The following is a 16,782-nucleotide window of genomic DNA, read 5'->3' as shown; positions in this document are numbered from 1 at the left end:
TCGGGTCCGGACGGCGCAGACGACGCGGGCAGCCCGGAGGGCCCGTCCGGCCCGGGCCGCCCCGCCGCCTTCGCCTTCGGATCCGTCATCGGACCGCTCATCTCCCCGGCGGGGCGGCTTCGGTGCGCGGCTCGGCGGCCAGGTGCTCGCCGACCCGCTTGACCAGCAGCGCCATCTCGTAGGCGATCTGGCCGATGTCCGCCTCGGCCTCGCTCAGGACGGCCAGGCAGCTGCCGTCGCCGGCGGCCGTGATGAACAGGAACGCCTCGTCCAGCTCCACCATGGTCTGGCGGACCCCACCGACCTTGAAGTGCCCGCCGGCGCCCTTGGCCAGGCTGTGGAACCCGGCCGCGACGGCGGCGAGGTGCTCGGCGTCCTCGCGGTCGAGGTCGCGGGAGGCGCCGGTGGCCAGGCCGTCGCTGGAGAGGATCACCGCGTGCCGCAGGGCCGCGACGCGTCCCACCAGGTCGTCCAGGAGCCAGTTGAGGTCCCCGGACGGCTGCGTCGAAGTGGTCATGAATCAGTTCCTTCCGCTGAAGCGGGTGGTGCGGGTGGTGCAGATGCTGCAGGTGGTACGGGCGCCGGGTTCAGCCGGACCGGCTGGCCGGGCGGCACCCGGCGGGCGAGCGACGCCCGGGCACCGTCCGACGGCGCGGGCAGCGCCGCCGGGGCGGGGGCCGGGCTGATCGCCCGCCGGGACGGGTCCGGCGGCTGCCAGGCGGGTACGGCGGCGGGCCGGGCGCTCGCCGGGGCCGCCGGCGGGGCGGCGCCGCGCCCGCGGGTGAAGCCGCGCTGGAAGGAGGCGAAGGTGGCCCGCGCCTCCTCGGGCGAGCGCTCGCGCGCCCGCTCGGCGTCCCGGGCCTCCCGAGCGGCCACGGCGGCCTGGTCCTCGGGCCCGGTGTCCGCACGCTCCCGGAGGCGTTCCTTCAACTGCTCCTTGAGCTGCGGTGCGAGGTTCGCCTGCCGGACCCGCCGGGGCAGGCCGCCCGGGGTCCGCGGGGCGGCGTCCAGCGGCGCGTCCACCGGCGCGTCCACCGGCGCGTCCGTGGGACCGTCCACGAAGGCGGCCGCGGCGCCCGCCGACTCGTCGCGGCGGTGCCGCCCCGTCCCCGGCGAGGCCTCGCCGTCCAGGGACGGCGCAAACCGCGCAGACGGCGAGGAGGGCGCGGACGGCGCCGGCACCAGCACCGGCCCGCCCTTGGTCCGCGAGGCCCGTCGCGGCAGCCCGCCCGCCGTCCGGCCCGGCTCGGGCGCGGACGGCCGGGGGCCGCCGCTGCCCTGCTGCCGTCCGCCGTCCCCGGCCTCGGCCCCCGCCCCGGCCCCGGCCCCGGCCCCGGCGCCCGAGCCGGCGGCGCCCCGAGCCGCGCCGTCCACCCCGCCACGGTCCGCCCCGACGCCGCCGCCTCCTCCGCCCGCGAGCGAGGGCACGGCGACCAGGTCGCGCTGCCCGCGCCGGGCCGGAGCGGGCCGCTGTCCGGCGGACGGCGGCTCGGGCAGGCCGTCCGGCGCCTCGGCGAGCAGTTCGCGCGGGATCAGCACCACCGCCGTCGTCCCCCCGTACGGGGACGGGCGAAGGTGCACCCGGATGCCGTGCCGCCGGGCCAGCCGGCTGACCACGAACAGGCCCAACCGGTCGGTGTCGGCCAGGTCGAACTCCTGCTCCACGGCGAGGCGTTCGTTGGTCTCGGCGAGCAGCTGCTCGCTCAGGCCGAGCCCGCGGTCGTCGATCTCCAGCGCGAAGCCGTGCGCCACCACCTCGCCCTGGACGGTGACCTGGGTGCTCGGCGGGGAGAACACCGCCGCGTTCTCGACGAGTTCGGCGATCAGGTGGGTGACGTCCGCGACGGCGCTGCCGAGCAGGCCGGTGCCGGGGAAGGGCCGGACGATCACCCGGGCGTAGTCCTCGACCTCGCCGACCGCCGCGCGGACCACGTCCACCATCCGGACCGGCTTGCGCCAGGCGCGCCCGGGCGAGCCGCCGGCGAGGATGATCAGGCCCTCGGCGTGGCGGCGCATCCGGGTGGTGAGGTGGTCGACCTTGAAGAGGTCCGCCAGTTCGGTCGGGTCCTCGGTGCGGCGTTCCATGGTGTCGAGCAGGGTGAGCTGGCGGTGCAGCAGCACCTGGCTGCGCCGGGCCAGGTTGACGAACACCGCCGAGACGCCGCGCCGCAGTTCGGCCTGTTCGACGGCGGCCTCGACGGCGGCCCGCTGGACCGCGTTGAAGGCCTGCCCCACCTGGCCGATCTCGGCCGGCCCGAACCGCAGCTCGGGCGCCTCGGCCGCGACGTCCACCGCCTCGCCGCGGCGCAGCCGCAGCATGACGGAGGGCAGCCGGGTGCCGGCCAGCTCGTTGGCCGCGTTGCGCAGCCCGATCAGTTCGCGGGCCAGGCCCCGTCCGATCCGGAAGGAGATCATCACCGACAGGACGACCGCGATCAGGCCGATCACACCGGCGATACCGCCGCGCCAGAGTGCTCCGATCGCGGCGGACCGCTCACGCTCGCCGATCCCGTTGGCGATCCGGGAGTTGATCGCGGCGAGATCCCCGAGCGCCCGGTCGGCGGTCTCCCGCCAGGAGTCGCCGTTGATCGCCTGGGCGACCCGGTCGGGGCCGCCGGCGCCGACGAAGTCCGCCTCGGCGCGGGCCAGCGCCGACCAGGCCTCGCCTCCGCGCAGGGCGGCGTAGTCGGCCTGGTCGGCGGGTTCGAGCTCGGCGATGTAGACGGTGAACAGGGCCTGCTGGTTGTGCAGGGCGTCCAGCGCGACCTGGTACTGCTCGGCGGTGGGCTTGGCGATGCCGACGCGCAGGCCCTCCATCGCCGCGTCCTCCTGGGCGAGGTACTCGCGGGCGCGCACCAGCTCGATCAGGATCGTCCCCTGGCGCGGGAGTTGGCCGGTCTGCCGGGCGACGTAGGCGGACCGGAAGCCGAACACCGGCTTGACCAGATCGCTGTACTGCTCCAGCGCGAACTCCCAGTTGAGCGCGGAGCGGCCGACCTGGGCGCGCAGCGGTTCGATCTGGTCGGCGGCGGCGAGGATCTGCAGGAAGCGGCCGCGCTGCGCGGTGGAGAGCTTGCCGCCGACGTGGTCCTTCTTCTGCCGCAGGACGTCGAGGCTGCGGTCGGTGGCGGCCTTGGCGTGGTTGAAGACGTCCACGGCGACCTGCGAGTTCGGGGCGGCCAGGCGCTGGACGGCCGCGCGGCGCTCGTTCTGCAGGTCGGTGGCGTACTGGTCGACCGGGGTCCCGAACTCCTTGTACGTACGGCTGATCTCCAGCTGGCCCCAGACGTCTCCGGTGGTGGCGAAGGTCGCGTACACCCACAGTGCGGTGAGCGCGACGATGGGCACCAGGAGCAGCGCGATGATCTTCGCGCGGATCGAGCTGCTGCGCAGACGCATGGAGTCCTCGGTCGGGAAGTGCCAGGCGCGGACGGGGAGCGGATGAGAGGAGCCGCGGGGCTCGGCGGAGCGGGATTCGGACGGGAGTCGGGGCGGGTCGCGGGGCGGGTCGCGGGACTGGATTCGAGGCGGCGTTCGGGACTGGGTTCGGAGCTGGTCGGCGTGGATCGTACGTCGTCGGATCGGGCGCGGCCAGGAGGCCCCCGGCCGCAGGTCTGCGAGAGCCTACTACGCCCTGACCACTCGTTCGAGGGTCGAACCGGTCCACTTCCCCGGCTTGCCCCGCACACGTCAGGATCGGGTCCCGGTCGCCGTCGACCCGTGTCCGGATCATCCGCCGGCGCCCGGTTTGCCCCGGCCACCGAACGTACGCGGTTCCTCCCCCGGGACGACACCTTTCGTGGGGAGCGGTGCCGATATCGTCGCGCCACGGTCACAACCCTGGGCAGTGACAGGCCGATCCGATAGTTTCGCTCCACCTGCGCGGCCCGGCAGTGCCGGCGCAGGCAGTGCGGCCGCGAGAGGCGAACGGGGGGAACGTGCGCGAGTTCACCACCCCCGCCGTGGCCGGGCCCGAGGCCACCGGAGGACTCGCCGACTCGCTGTACGACACCGCCGAACGCACCCCGGACCTGGTGCAACTGGCCCGCCGCACCCGCCCCGCGGGCCCCGTCGGCCCGGCCCGCCCCGGCGGCCCCGGCGGCCCCGCCGACCTCGTCGGCTCACCGGACGAGTGGCAGGGCGTCACCGCGCGCGAGTTCCGCGACGAGGTGCTCGCCCTCGCCAAGGGCCTGCTCACCCGGGGCGTGCGCTACGGCGACCGGGTCGCGCTGATGTCCCGCACCCGCTACGAGTGGACGCTGTTCGACTACGCGCTCTGGTCGATAGGCGCGATCACCGTCCCGGTCTACCCGACGGCGGCGGCCGAACAGGTACGGTGGATCCTCGCCGAGACCCAGGCGGTGGCCTGCCTGGTCGAGGACGAGGACGCCGCGATGACGGTCGGCGCGGTCTGCGACGCACTGCCCGACCTCACCGGCATCTGGCAGTTGGACCGCGACTGCGTCGCCGCGATCACCGAGGACGGCCGCGGCGTGCCCGACTCGCTGGTGCACCGCCGGCGCCTCGGCGTCGCGGCCGGGAACATCGCCACCGTCGTCTACACCTCGGGCACCACCGGCCGCCCCAAGGGCTGCCTGATCACCCACGCCAACCTGGCCGCCGAGGCCGACGCGCTGCTCGGCGGCTGGCGGGAGGCCTTCCACGACACCGGCGGCGGCCAGCCGTCCACCCTGCTGTTCCTACCACTGGCCCACGTCTACGGACGGGTCGTGCAGATCGCGGCGATCCGCGGCGGCTTCCGGATCGGGCACATCCCCGAGGTCTCCACCGAGGCGCTGCTGCCCGCACTGGAGTCCTTCCGACCGACCTTCCTGCACGTCGTCCCGTACGTCTTCGAGAAGATCTTCCAGCAGGCCCGGCGGGCTGCCGAGGACGCCGGTCGCGGCGAACTCTTCGAGCAGGCCCGGCAGGTGGCCGTCGACTGGGCCGCCGCCCGGGAGCAGAAGGCGTTCGGCCGCGGGCCCGGCCCCGGCCCGGGGCTGCGGCTGCGCCACCTCGCCTACGAGCGGACCGTCTACCAGCGGCTGCGGGCCGTACTCGGCGGCCGGGTGCGCAGCGTGATGTGCGGCGGCTCCTCGCTGCGCCGCGAACTCGGCCTCTTCTTCACCGGCGCCGGCCTCCAGCTGTACGAGGGCTACGGGCTGACCGAGACCTCCGCCGCGATCACCGCCAACCCGGTCGGACGACAGAAGCCCGGCACGGTCGGGCAGCCGCTGCCGGGCTCGTCGGTGGCCCTCGCCGACGACGGCGAGGTGTGGGTACGCGGCGGATCCGTCTTCGGCGGGTACCTCAACCACCCGCAGTGCACGGCGGAGTCGCTGATCGACGGCTGGTTCGGGACCGGCGACCTGGGCCGACTGGACGAGGACGGCTACCTGACCATCACCGGCCGCAAGAAGGACCTGATCGTCACCAGCAGCGGCAAGAACCTGGCCCCGGCGGCGCTGGAGGAGCGGGTGGCGGCGCATCCGCTGGTCTCCCAGTGCCTGGTGGTGGGCGACGACCGCCCGTACGTGGCCGCGCTGATCACGCTCGACCCGGCGGCGCTGGCGCACTGGCTGAAGACGCACGGGCGGGAGCAGCTGGACCCGTGGGCGGTGCTGGCGGACGAGCAGTTGCACGCCGAGGTCCAGCGCGCGGTGGCGGCGGCGAACACGGCGGTGTCCCGGGCCGAGTCGATCCGCGCGTTCCGGCTGCTGCCGCGGGAGTTCAGCCAGGAGCAGGGGCTGCTGACGCCCTCCTTGAAGCTACGCCGGGCGGCGATCGCCGAGTACTACGCCGAGGACGTCGCGGAGTTGTACGTCCCCTGACCCGCGGGGCCGTCCGTCCCCCACCCCACCCTCCTCGGGGTGCCGAACCACACCGCCCCTGACGGACCGTCTTGCCCTTTTGCCGCAGGCGCGGTGGGCGTCGATTCACCGGCCGTTCCCTTGACGGGCCGATTGGTCCAGTCCATTGTTTCTCCTCGGTCCGAGTGCGGCGCACCATCCGCTCCCGCCCCTCCGGGAGCGCCCCGGTTCCACGGTCCCGGTTCCACGGTCCCGATTCCAGGGTCCCGATTCCGCCACGCCCTCCCCACGGGCGTGTCCCCCACACGCAGGAGTCCTCTCGTGTCGATGTCCACGCGCCTGTCCGCGCTGGCCGCCTCCGTCGTGCTGCTCACCACCTTCACCGCCCCGGCGGCCTCCGCCGGCCCCGGGCCCGCCCCGGCCGGCGGACCGACCAGCCAGAGCAGCCCGAGCGGCCCGAGCGTCAACCTGGCCACCAATCCGGGCTTCGAACTGCCCGCCCCCAACCTCGCCGACTGGGGCGCCGTCCCCGGCTGGAGCTGCACCGGAGGCCCCGCCGAGGCGGCCGTCACCACCGCCGCCGCGCACTCCGGCACCTCCGCGCTCACCGTCACCCCGGCGAACGCCGACTCCACCGGCGAGTGCGCGCAGACCGTGGCCGTCCAGCCCGACACCACCTACACCGCCTCGGCCTGGGTCCGTGACGCCTTCGTCTACCTGGGCGCCACCGGCACCGGTCGGGACGTCGCCCCGGCCTGGACCGAGACCACCGGCGGCGGCTGGCAGCAGCTGACCACCCGGTTCACCACCGGCCCGAGTGCGCACAGCGTCCGGTTGTACGTCCACGGCTGGTACCAGCAGGGCCCGTTCTCGGTCGACGACGTCCGGGTGGACGGCCCGGCACCCGCCCCGGCGGTGGCCGCCGGATCCGTGCCCACCAGCGACAAGGTCGTCTTCTTCACCGTCGACGACGGGTGGCAGCGCACCCCGGAGGCGGAGAAGTTCATCGCCGACCACCGGCTGCCGATCACCGCCTTCCCGCTGCCGATGCCGGCCGGCACCGACCCCGGCTTCTTCCAGCGCGTCACGACCGTGCCCGGCTCCTCGATCCAGGACCACAGCGTCTCCCACACCGACCTCACCACGCTCCCGCAGGCGCAACAGCAGGTCGAGATCTGCGACGCCCGTGACGCCATGACCCGCCTCTTCGGCACCGCGCCGGTGGTCTTCCGCCCGCCGTACTTCGCCTGGAACGCCGACACCCTGCAGGCCGCCGCCGACTGCGGCATCCGGACCGTGCTCACCGCCGACGCGGACTTCAGCTGGGGCGCGTCCAGCATCTGGCACCCGGGCACCCTGCAGCCGGGCGACGTCGTGCTGATGCACTGGACCGACACCCTGGCCACCGACCTCCAGCGCGCCCTCGCCGCCGCCGACGCGGCCGGGCTCAAGCCGGCCGGGCTGGTCGACTACCTGCGCTGACGCACCGACGCGGGCCCGACGCGCCGACGTCGCCGGGGGAACGGCGGCGCGTCGGGTACGTAGAGCGGTGCCGATACGCGGAGCGGCGCCCGTGGTGGGCGGGTACGTGCAGCAGCACCCGCGCCGGGCCCGGGCGGCGATCCGCTCGGCGGCGTGGTCGAGGTCGAGGTCGAGGTCGAGGTCGAGGTCGAGGTCGAGGTCGAGGTCGACGATACGGTCCACGACGGCCTCCACTCCCGCCCGTTCGCGATCTTGCTCGTTGACAGGGTGTCCGCGGCGCCGCTCTAATGGGGGCGTGCAGCGCGGCGTCGGCCACAGAGCAGTGGGCCGGCCGGCAGCCGAGCCGGCACCTTTCCCGAGGGACGATGCGCGATGAGCACTTTCTCCGCTGCCCTGATCTGACGTAGGCGGTCACCGCGGTGTCCGCGTGCGCGCCCATGCACCGCGTGTGGCCGTGACTCCCAAACCCTGCAGGAGACTTCACCCACACGTATGTCCATGTCCACGAACCCTGTCGGCCACGTCGACCGTCCCGACGACTCCGACCACTCCAACCGTCCTGACCACATCGACCGCCCCAACCACGCCAACCGGTTCAACCAGAACGTCATCGAGGAGTTCCGTGCCAACGGCGGGCGGGTCGGTGGCCCGTTCGAGGGCGGCGACCTGCTGCTGCTCACCACCGCCGGGGCCCGTTCAGGACGGCCGCACACCGTGCCCCTCGGGTACGTCCGGGCGGAGGGGCTGCTCCTGGTCATCGCCTCGGCGGCCGGGGCGCCGGACCATCCCCAGTGGTACCGCAACCTGCTCGCCCGGCCGGTGGTCCGGGTCGAACTCGGCACCGAGGCGTTCGACGTGATCGCCGTGCCGGCCGAAGGCGCCCGCCGGGAGCGGCTGTTCGCGGCCGTCGTCCGGCAGGCGCCCGGGTACGGCGACTACCAGGCGAGCGCCGGGCGCGAGCTGCCGGTGGTGGTGCTGGAACGGCCCGAGACGCCCGAGCGCGAGGTGCGCAGCCTCGCCGACAAGCTGCTTGAGGCGCACACCTGGCTGCGCGCGCAGCTGCGCCACGTCCGGGAGGAGGCGCACGCGCACGTCCCGGGCCGCCCGGCCGGGCTCGGGCTCCAACTGCGCCAGCACTGCCTCGCCTTCTGCGAGGGGCTGACCCACCACCACACCGGTGAGGACGCCGCGATCTTCCCCGCGCTGGCGCGCAACCACCCGGAACTGGCCGAGGTGCTGGCGCGGCTGGGCGAGCAGCACCTGGTCATCGGGCGGATCAAGGAGGAGCTGGTGGCCCTGCTGGCCGGGATCGAGGTCACCGAACCGGACCGGCTCCGGGCCGAGTTGGACCGGATGTCGGCCGAACTGGAGGCGCACCTCGACTACGAGGAGGCGGAACTGCTGCCGACGCTCGCCGGGATCCCGTTCCCGCCGGTCCGGCCCGGCCCGTCGGGGGGCTGAGACCTGCGAAGGCCGTCGGCCCCTCCCCGTGCTCGGGGAGGGGCCGACGGCCGCGTGTCCGCGTGTCCGCATGGCGCTGCGGCGCTGCGGCGGTGCGGCAGTCCGGCGTTGTGGCAGTGCAACGGTGCGGCGGCGTGGCGGTGTGACCACCCGGCCGGTGCGCCGACGCCGAGCCGTTACGACTGGGTGAAGACCGGGAGGTAGCCACCGGACTGGCCGGCGGCCTTCGGGTGGTAGCTCTCGTCGACCGGCAGGGTGGTGCTGTTGAGCCAGGTGGTCAGCGAGCCGCAAATCTCGTGCTCGGTGAAGATGCTGCGCACGTCACCGAAGCTGAAGCCGGCGTTGGCGACTCGCTTGGCGATGACGTCGTCCAGCGTGTCGGCGGCGCCGTTGATCGCGGCGCGCTTGGTGTCGCCGATGCCGAGGATGCAGCTGCCGCCGATCTTGTAGAGGTGCGGGTAACCCAGCACCACGACGTGGGCGTTCGGGGCCTTGGCGTGGATCGCCGAGTACACCTTGTCCAGCTGGGCGGGCAGGGTGTTGCGGGCGTAGGACTGGGCCGCGCTGACGGCGTTGAGGCAGGCGCTGTCCGAGTCCAGCACGCAGGTCTTCATGGTGTCGGCGAAGCCGGCGTCGTTGCCGCCGACCGAGAGGCTGACCAGCGTGGTGCTGGAGCTCAGCGCGGAGATCTGGTTGAGCACGTCCCCGGTTCTGGCGCCGGAACAGGCGACGAAGGAGAAGGAGGACGGCGAGTGCGCGTTCTTCCACAGGTACGGGTACGCGTTGGTGCTCCGCTTGCAGCTACCACTGTCGCTCAGGTAGCTGCCGGCGCCGACACCGGCGGAGTAGGAGTCCCCGAGGGCGACATAGTTGACACCGGCCGCGTTCGCGGATGACGCGGTGAAGAGCGTCGTGAGAGTGAGGAGAGCCGCTATCGCGGCGACAGACAGGGCACGAGCTGGGCGGAGCATGACACCTCCTGGTGTGGCACTGGTCACAGAAGGAATACCAGGCAGTAGGTGAACCGGGAAGCGGTCATGCCAAGGACATTGACGGGCCGTCTGACAACGCAAAAGTGAACCGCCGTCCACAGGGCGTGAGTTGGCGCTGGTCAGCGCCGGTGTACGTCGATGGGCGTCGGTCATCGCGCGTAGACGGTGGTCGGCGAAAAAGTCAGCAAGTGGTCAGTCGGCGGTCAGAGCGCGGCCAGGAAACCGTCACGGCCAGCACACCGGCGCGACCCCCACACCGTCGGGCCCCTGACGGTGGACTCGGGTGGTTTCGGCGCACGCGGCTCCCGGCTCGCGGCCCGAACCCCTGACCGCCGATCAGGCGGATGGCTGCGAGGCCGCTCGGCTACACCCCGCTGCGGCGGAGCGGGCCGCGCGAACACGCCGCCCCGGACACGCCGCCCCCGACACGCCGCCTCGGGCCCGCTACCCCGGACGCGCCGCATGCCGGACGCGCCGCATGCCGGGCGACCGTCGCCGATCCGCCCAGCCGCCCCTCGCCGGGCTACCCGAGGCCCGGGCGGGACTCGCTGGGCCGAGGCTCACTCGAGTGGGCGGCGTCCGGATAGACGGCGCCGGGGAAGACCACACAACCCTCCACCGGCAGCTCCTCGATCGTCTCGTTCGCGGCGACGGGCACGCCGAGCCTGCGGGAGGCGGTGGCGACCGCCGCCCGGGCCTGGCGCAGCCCGGCCGCGCCCCAGCCGAGCAGTTCGACGGCGAGCCCGGGCGCGACCAGCAGCCGCCGGTAGTGCCGACCGGAGGCCGGGTCGGGCGCGGACCGACCGACCGACCGCAGCGCCGCCGCCATCCGGACCCGCGCGCACTCGTGCCCACCGTTCGCCGAGCCGACCCGGTCGTAGAGGTAGCCGAGGTAGTACGGCCGGCCGATCACGGCCTGGGCCTCCTCGGCCGCCTCCCGGGCCAGGGCGGAGGACGGATCCCCGGCGTCCTCCGGCTCCAGCGAGCCGCCGGGGAGCGAGCAGATCCCGTCCCTGGGGTTGACCAGGGTCAGCACCCGCCCGTCCGGGGCGAACAGCCACCCCCACGACTGCTTCACCGGCAGCCCGTCGGGCACCTCCTCGCCCGGCCGCCACGGCCACCCCGCGGTGGGACGCCGGCGCACCCTGCCGAGCAGCTCGGCGATCTCCGCGCTGTACTCGATCCGGCTCATGCGTCCCCCTCTCGGTGTCGGGCTCGCCGGACCGGTGGTGCGCGGGACTGACCTGCGGGGCACGGTACGGAGCGGAGCGGCCGGAGCGGCGGCGTGGGGAACCGCACGCTCCTGCTGTTGATCTTCTCCGAATCTTCCCCGAACAGGCGGTCGATGAACAGTCCCCAGCGCCGCATGGTGGACGCGAGGGCGGAAACCCCCTGGTCACCCCAGCCGCTCACCTCCCTCCCCCGGCGCAGCGAAGCCGGGCAGCGGGAAGCCCGGTCGCGGGACCACCCCGGGCGGGAAGGGCAGACCGCGCGCGGCGTCGTCGGCCAGCTCGTCGAAGACCTCGTGGACGGTCATCGGCCGCAACCGCCCGTCGGCCAGCGCCCAACCGCGCACCCACGGCCCGTCGGACGCCGAGGCCCCGGGCGCCGGGGCCGGGTACACCGTGGCCCCGGACGCCGGAACGCCCGGATCGCCGTGGAGCAGCAGCGCCCCCGCCCCGCCGGCGGCCACGCCCGCCGCCAGCGTGACGCAGAACGCCTCGGTGTCCCGCCCGGTGGCGTACAGGCCGCCCGCCTCCACGCAGACGTCCACCGCCGAGGTGAGCTCCTCGCCGTCCTCCGGACCGTGGCAGCGCAGCGTCAGCAGGTGACAGCCCTCCCCCGCGCCCTCGGCCAGCGCGAGGTAGGCGGACGTCACGTACCCCATCACCGCCGCCAGCCGCCGCTCCCCGCCCGGATCGTCGCCGACCGCCTCCAGCAGGGCCGCGCCGGCGACGGACATCCGCACCCGTGCCCGGTGGTCGTCCAGCAGGACCGGGAGCAACTCGGCCAGCGGCTCCCCCGTGTAGACGAAGGGCTCCCCGGCCAGCTCCGGATCCCCGGCGTACGCGACCCGGGCGGCGGGCGCCCGGGGATCGAGGCCGAGCGCCGTGCAGTAGTCCTCGTAGTCACCCGCCTCCAGGACCCGCAGGTGCACCTCCAGGCCCTGCCCGTGCAGGGCTCTCAGCTGCTCCTCCACCCACCGCAGGTACTCCTGGTGGCCGAGCCGGCCGAACAGCCCGTACCGCGCGAGCCCGGCGAAGTCGGCGGCGGCCGCCGCCAGCGCGAGCGCCACCGGCTGCGGCGGCGGAGCGCCCCGGACCCGCCCTCCGCGCCGCCCCCGCGCACTTGGCCCGCCCGCACGGCCACCCGGCGGCCGGTCGCCACCCGGCGGCCGGGCCCCGCCGGGACCGCCCGACCCACCGCCCGACCCACCGTCCACCCCTCCGCCCGCCCCGGACCTCCGCCCGGCACGCAGCAGCACCCGCCGACGGACCCGCGACCGCCCGAGCACGCCGGCGCCCCCGGAGGCCCGACCGTCCCCGAGACCCCCGCAGCCCTCCGAAACCCCGAAGCCCGCACCACCCAACGACCACACCCGCATGGTTCCTCCCACCCGCTCGCCCAGCACCGCACACCGCCGACCGCTCCGACCCCCGGAGCCGCCGACAGCCAGGAACATACACAGAGCCACTGACAATCCACCCCGAGTAATCGAACACCCGTCGCCCCGGGACGCCCGGGGCCACTGATCCGGGCGGGATTGTCGGTGCCGGACGTTAGGGTCGGGAACCATGCGACTGCTGCATACCTCCGACTGGCATCTCGGCCGCTCCTTCCACCGGGAGAGCCTGCACGACGCCCAGCGCGCCTTCCTGGACCACCTGGTGGACGTGGTCCGGGCCGAGCGCGTGGACGCCGTGCTGGTCGCCGGGGACGTGTACGACCGGGCGCTGCCGGGCCTGGAGGCGGTCGCCCTGTTCGACGACGTGCTGCACCGGCTGGCGGAGCTGGGCGTGCCGACGGTGTTCATCAGCGGCAACCACGACTCGGCCCGCCGCCTCGGCGTCGGTGCCGGGCTGATCGGCCGGGCCGGCATCCACCTGCGCACCGACCCGGGCGAGTGCGCCACCCCGGTACTGCTGGCGGACGAGCACGGGCCGGTGGCGGTCTACGGGCTGCCGTACCTGGAGCCGACGCTGGTGCGCGAGCGGTTCGGGCTGGAGCGCGGCGGGCACGCGGCGGTGCTCGGCGCGGCGATGGACCGGGTCCGGGTCGATCTCGCGGCCCGCCCGGCCGGCACCCGCGCGGTGGTGCTGGCGCACGCCTTCGTCACCGGCGGCACGGCGAGCGACAGCGAGCGGGACATCGCGGTCGGCGGCGTCGCCTCGGTGCCCGCCGCGGTCTTCGACGGCGTGCACTACGCCGCGCTCGGCCACCTGCACGGCTGCCAGACCCTCGCCCCGCACCTGCGCTACAGCGGCTCGCCGCTCGCCTACTCCTTCTCCGAGGTGAACCAGCGCAAGACCATGTGGCTGGTCGACCTCGCGGCCGACGGCTCGGTCACCGCCGAGCGGGTCGACTGCCCGCAGCCGCGCCCGCTCGCCACCCTGCGCGGCACCCTCGACGCGCTGCTCAGCGAGGACGAGTACGCGCCGTACGAGCAGGCCTGGGTGCAGGCCACGCTGACGGACGCGGCCCGCCCGAGCGAGCCGATGGAGAAGCTGCGCCGCCGCTTCCCGCACACCCTCCAACTGCTCTTCGACCCTGAGGAGAGCGAGGCCGAACCCTCCCGGTCGTACGCGGCCAGGGTCAGCGGCCGGGCCGACCTGGAGATCGCGGAGGGCTTCCTGCGGCACGTGCGCCCCGGCGCCGAGCCGGGGCAGGACGAACTGGGCTGGCTGCGCGCCGGGTTCGAGAGCGTCCGGGAGAGCACCGACCGGAAGGCGGACCTGCCCCGATGAGGCTGCACCGGCTCACCGTCAGCGCCTTCGGCCCGTTCGCGGGCAGCGAGAGCGTCGACTTCGACGCGCTCGCCGCCGGCGGCCTGTTCCTGCTGCGCGGCGCCACCGGCGCGGGCAAGAGCAGCGTGCTGGACGCGGTCTGCTTCGCCCTCTACGGCGACGTCCCCGGCACCCGGCGGGCCAACCGGCTGCGCAGCGACCACGCCGACCCACGCAGGCTGACCGAGGTCCGGCTGGAGCTGACGCTCGGCGGGCGACGGCTGCAGATCACCCGGCTGCCGGAGCAGCGGCGGCCGAAGAAGGTCGGCACCGGCACCACCGTCGAGCGCCCGCAGACCCTGCTGCGCGAGTGGGCCGCCGACGCGGGGGACGGTACGCCCGGCTGGCGGGCGGTGAGCAAGTCGCACCAGGAGGCCGGAGAGGAGATCCACCGGCTGATCGGCATGAACCGGGAGCAGTTCTGCCAGGTGGTGCTGTTGCCGCAGGGCGACTTCGCCCGCTTCCTCAAGGCCGACTCGGAGGAGCGCGGCAAGCTGCTGCGGCGGCTGTTCGACACCGAGCGCTTCCAGCACGTCGAGGCGTGGCTCGCGGAGCAGCGGCGCGCCCAGGAGGCCGCCGTCCAGGCCGGCCGGCGCCGCCTGCGGGATCTCGCCAGCAAGGCCGAGCAGGCGGCGGGGCCCGCCGCCGAGCCCGCCGAGGGCTGGGTGCCGGCCGAGGAGGACGCCGCCGACCTGACCGCCGGAGTGCTCGGCTGGGCGGCGATCCTGCGCAGCGGCGCGGCCGAGCAGTTCGCCGTCGCCGAGGCCGCGCTGGCGGGCGCCGAGCAGGCGCAGCGCGCCGCCCAGGGCGGGCGGGCGGCCGCCGAGGAGCTGGCCGGGCGCCAGCGCCGCCACCGGCAGGCGGTGCTCCAGGCCGACCGGTTGGCCGCGTTCGAGTCGGAGGCGGCCCGGGACGGGCAGCGGCTGGCGGCGGCGCAGGCGGCGGTCGGGGTGGAGTCCGCGCTGCGGCTGCGCGAGGGCGCGGCCGACGCGCACCGGCGCGGCCAGGAGGCCGAGCGCCGGTACCGCGAGGCGCTGGCCGGCGCGGGCGGCGAGGGCCCGGCGCTGGCCGAGGCCGGGGCCACCGAACTCGCCGAGGCCGAGCGGGGCCTGCGGGCCGAACTGGTCCGGCTGGAGGCGGCCCGGACGGAGGAACGGCGCTGCACCGCACTCGCCCGCGAGCAGCGGAGCCTGGACGAGGAGCGCCGGCAGGCCGACGAGCTCGCCGAGGAGGCCGAGGAGTGGTTGGCCGAGTACGACGAACGGCTCGGCGGCCTCCAGGAGCAGCACACCGGGGCCCGGGCCGCGGGCGCGCTCGTCGAGCAACTGGACGGCCGGCGGGCCGAGTTGACCTCCCGACTGGACGCCGCCCGGGACCGCGACGGCCTGCGGGCCGAGATCGCCGTCGCCGAGCCGCGCGTCCTCACCCTGCGCACCGCCGCGCTGGACGCCCGCGAGCAGAGCCTCGGCCTGCGCGAGCGGCGGCTGACGGGCATGGCCGCCGAGTTGGCCGAGCAGTTGCGCGCGGGCGAGGCGTGCCGGGTCTGCGGTTCGCCCGAGCACCCGGCGCCCGCCGAAGCGGCCGACGGCCGGGTCGGCGCCGACGACGAGGAGCGCGCGCGCCGGGCCCAGGCCGCCGCCGAACAGACCTGGAGCACGGCCGACCAGGCCCTCACCGCACTGCGGGTCCGCGAGGCCACCGCCGCCGGGGCGGCCGGGCCGGAGGGCGCCGACGCGCTCGCGCGGACCCTCGCCGAGCTGGACCGCGAGCACCGCGAGGCGCTGCACGCGGCGGAGGGACTCGGCCGGGTCGAGCAGGAGATCGCCCGGCTGTCGGCCGACCAGGACCGCCGGCTCGCCGAGCTGCGTGAGGCCCGGGAGCGCGCCGCCGTCCGCACCGACCGGCTCCAGGCGCTCCACCTCGAACAGCGCGAACTCGCCGAGCGGGTGGCCGCCGCCCGGGGCGGGGCGGTCTCCGTCGCCGCGCGGACGGCTGCGCTGGAGCGGCTGGTCGAGCAGGTCGCCGCCGCGGCCGAGGCCTCCCGGGCCGGCTCGCAGACGCTGGCCCGGCTCGGGGACGCCGAGGACGAGCTGGCCGCGGCCGCCTCCGCCGCGGGCTTCCCGAGCCCCGGGGAGGCCCTGGCCGTGCTGCTCCCCCGTGCGGAGCGCGAGCGGCTAGAGGCCCGGCTGGAGCGGCACCGCGTGGAGTCCGCCGCCGTCCGGCACGAGCTCGCGCTGCCCGAACTGGCCGAGGCCGCGTCCCGTCCGCCGGCCGACCTGTCCGCCGCCGCGGCCGCGCTCGGCGCCGCCACCGACCGGCTGGGCCGGGCGCACGCCGCCCGGTCGGCGGCCGGCGAGCGGTGCGCGGCACTGGCCGCGATCGGGCGGCAACTGGCCGGCCTCGCCGCCGAGCTGGCCCCGGCGCTGGCCCGGTACGGGCGGATCAACCGGCTCGCCGCGCTGGCCGCCGGCACCTCCACCGAGAACCGGCTCCGGATGCGCCTGGAGTCGTACGTCCTGGCGGCCCGGTTGGAGCAGGTCGCGGCGGCGGCCAGCGACCGGCTGATCCGGATGTCCGGCGGCCGCTACACCCTGGTGCACAGCGACGACCGGGGCACCGGCAACAAGCGCTCGGGCCTGGCCCTGCGCGTGGTCGACGCCTGGACGGGCACCGAGCGGGACACCGCGACGCTCTCCGGGGGCGAGGGCTTCTTCGCCTCCCTCGCCCTGGCCCTGGGCCTGGCCGACGTGGTCACCGACGAGGCCGGCGGCATGCCGCTGGACACCCTGTTCATCGACGAGGGCTTCGGCACCCTCGACGAGCAGTCCCTGGAGGAGGTGATGGACGTCCTCGACGGCCTGCGCGAGCGCGACCGGGCGGTCGGCATCGTCAGCCACGTCGCCGACCTGCGCAGCCGCATCCCGGCACAGCTGCTGGTCCGCAAGGGCCGCCACGGCTCGACCCTCGCCCTGGCCGGACGGGAGGACGCCTAGCACCTAGCGCCCAGCGCCAGCCAGCCAGCCGGTCCGGTCC

11 protein-coding genes are annotated in these 16,782 nt (G+C 75.4%); 6 read left to right on the top strand and 5 right to left on the bottom strand.

Annotation, left to right across the window (positions count from 1 at the left end):
- Window positions 1–97 precede the first annotated feature (97 nt).
- Together ACIOJE_RS09865 and ACIOJE_RS09860 are read right to left on the bottom strand one after the other, a co-directional pair.
- Window positions 98–517 (bottom strand): roadblock/LC7 domain-containing protein, encoded by a 420-nt coding sequence (locus tag ACIOJE_RS09865; RefSeq protein ID WP_063349983.1) that lies wholly within the window; start codon window positions 515–517, stop codon window positions 98–100.
- A complete protein-coding gene (locus ACIOJE_RS09860; protein ID WP_400774771.1) occupies window positions 514–3,399 on the bottom strand; it encodes a nitrate- and nitrite sensing domain-containing protein in 2,886 nt (961 codons plus the stop codon). Before ACIOJE_RS09860 ends, ACIOJE_RS09865 begins: the two co-directional genes overlap by 4 nt.
- A gap of 539 nt (window positions 3,400–3,938) precedes the next feature.
- On the opposite strand from ACIOJE_RS09860, the gene ACIOJE_RS09855 reads away from it, so the two are divergent.
- From ACIOJE_RS09855 to ACIOJE_RS09840, 4 genes are all read left to right on the top strand, one after another.
- Window positions 3,939–5,831, top strand: coding sequence for an AMP-dependent synthetase/ligase (locus tag ACIOJE_RS09855; protein WP_400774770.1), 1,893 nt, complete (start codon window positions 3,939–3,941; stop codon window positions 5,829–5,831).
- Window positions 5,832–6,137: 306 nt separating this feature from the next.
- Entirely contained in the window at window positions 6,138–7,292 is a 1,155-nt protein-coding gene (locus ACIOJE_RS09850; protein WP_400775121.1) for a polysaccharide deacetylase family protein, read from the top strand.
- Window positions 7,293–7,445: 153 nt separating this feature from the next.
- Window positions 7,446–7,580: a hypothetical protein gene (locus ACIOJE_RS09845; protein ID WP_400774768.1), complete on the top strand. Its 135-nt coding sequence runs from the start codon at window positions 7,446–7,448 to the stop codon at window positions 7,578–7,580.
- Window positions 7,581–7,790: 210 nt separating this feature from the next.
- Window positions 7,791–8,753, top strand: coding sequence for a nitroreductase/quinone reductase family protein (locus tag ACIOJE_RS09840; protein WP_400774765.1), 963 nt, complete (start codon window positions 7,791–7,793; stop codon window positions 8,751–8,753).
- Between the two features lie 176 nt (window positions 8,754–8,929).
- Here ACIOJE_RS09840 and ACIOJE_RS09835 read toward each other — a convergent pair whose 3' ends face one another.
- From ACIOJE_RS09835 to ACIOJE_RS09825, 3 genes are all read right to left on the bottom strand, one after another.
- Complete coding sequence (locus ACIOJE_RS09835; protein WP_280679333.1) at window positions 8,930–9,724, bottom strand: SGNH/GDSL hydrolase family protein; 795 nt, start codon at window positions 9,722–9,724, stop codon at window positions 8,930–8,932.
- A gap of 544 nt (window positions 9,725–10,268) precedes the next feature.
- Window positions 10,269–10,937 carry a hypothetical protein gene (locus ACIOJE_RS09830; RefSeq protein ID WP_280679331.1) on the bottom strand — a complete coding sequence of 223 codons (669 nt, stop codon included), beginning with the start codon at window positions 10,935–10,937 and terminating at the stop codon, window positions 10,269–10,271.
- A 204-nt stretch (window positions 10,938–11,141) separates the two neighbouring features.
- On the bottom strand, window positions 11,142–12,041 hold the full coding sequence (locus ACIOJE_RS09825) for a hypothetical protein (RefSeq protein WP_280679329.1): 900 nt from the start codon (window positions 12,039–12,041) through the stop codon (window positions 11,142–11,144).
- Between the two features lie 499 nt (window positions 12,042–12,540).
- On the opposite strand from ACIOJE_RS09825, the gene ACIOJE_RS09820 reads away from it, so the two are divergent.
- Both ACIOJE_RS09820 and ACIOJE_RS09815 read left to right on the top strand, forming a co-directional pair.
- Window positions 12,541–13,710 (top strand): exonuclease SbcCD subunit D, encoded by a 1,170-nt coding sequence (locus ACIOJE_RS09820; protein WP_400774760.1) that lies wholly within the window; start codon window positions 12,541–12,543, stop codon window positions 13,708–13,710.
- A complete protein-coding gene (locus ACIOJE_RS09815; RefSeq protein WP_400774758.1) occupies window positions 13,707–16,742 on the top strand; it encodes an AAA family ATPase in 3,036 nt (1,011 codons plus the stop codon). Before ACIOJE_RS09820 ends, ACIOJE_RS09815 begins: the two co-directional genes overlap by 4 nt.
- The last annotated feature ends 40 nt before the right edge of the window (window positions 16,743–16,782 follow it).

This window comes from Kitasatospora sp. NPDC087861 (genome assembly GCF_044742585.1).
Taxonomy (GTDB): Bacteria; Actinomycetota; Actinomycetes; order Streptomycetales; family Streptomycetaceae; genus Kitasatospora.
Note: the sequence above shows the minus strand (reverse complement) of the source record. Positions and strands in the feature narration are given on the sequence as shown.

Excerpts from the sequence above, each read along its gene's own strand:
- ACIOJE_RS09865 (WP_063349983.1), bottom strand. The coding sequence starts at position 517 with ATGACCACTTCGACGCAGCCGTCCGGGGACCTCAACTGGCTCCTGGAC.
- ACIOJE_RS09860 (WP_400774771.1), bottom strand. The coding sequence starts at position 3,399 with ATGCGTCTGCGCAGCAGCTCGATCCGCGCGAAGATCATCGCGCTGCTC.
- ACIOJE_RS09850 (WP_400775121.1), top strand. The coding sequence starts at position 6,138 with ATGTCCACGCGCCTGTCCGCGCTGGCCGCCTCCGTCGTGCTGCTCACC.
- ACIOJE_RS09840 (WP_400774765.1), top strand. The coding sequence starts at position 7,791 with ATGTCCACGAACCCTGTCGGCCACGTCGACCGTCCCGACGACTCCGAC.
- ACIOJE_RS09835 (WP_280679333.1), bottom strand. The coding sequence starts at position 9,724 with ATGCTCCGCCCAGCTCGTGCCCTGTCTGTCGCCGCGATAGCGGCTCTC.
- ACIOJE_RS09830 (WP_280679331.1), bottom strand. The coding sequence starts at position 10,937 with ATGAGCCGGATCGAGTACAGCGCGGAGATCGCCGAGCTGCTCGGCAGG.
- ACIOJE_RS09820 (WP_400774760.1), top strand. The coding sequence starts at position 12,541 with ATGCGACTGCTGCATACCTCCGACTGGCATCTCGGCCGCTCCTTCCAC.
- ACIOJE_RS09815 (WP_400774758.1), top strand. The coding sequence starts at position 13,707 with ATGAGGCTGCACCGGCTCACCGTCAGCGCCTTCGGCCCGTTCGCGGGC.